1 rRNA gene is annotated in these 242 nt (G+C 47.9%); it reads right to left on the bottom strand.

The window, feature by feature from the left end:
- Positions 1-147: 147 nt before the first annotated feature.
- A 5S ribosomal RNA gene (gene rrf / locus GSY63_RS00030) occupies positions 148-242 on the bottom strand; the annotation flags it as partial.

Raw genomic sequence — 242 nt, 5'->3', positions numbered from 1 at the left:
GTGGTTAGTTACCCGCTTTGCTCCTCATACCCGGGGTAGATAACCGTTTTTGCTTGTTCATTTTTAGCTGTTCATCAGATTCAACAGCTTCTCTATAAAACAAGAAAGCCCTGCATCAATGGATGCAAGGCTTGTGATCTTGATAAGATTTGGCGCCGACCTACTCTCCCACGTATTACCGCAGTACCATCGGCTCTGGCGGGCTTGACTTCTCTGTTCGGAATGGGAAGAGGTAGACACCG

The organism is Mucilaginibacter agri (assembly GCF_009928685.1).
Lineage (GTDB): Bacteria > Bacteroidota > Bacteroidia > Sphingobacteriales > Sphingobacteriaceae > Mucilaginibacter > Mucilaginibacter agri.
Note: the sequence above shows the minus strand (reverse complement) of the source record. Positions and strands in the feature narration are given on the sequence as shown.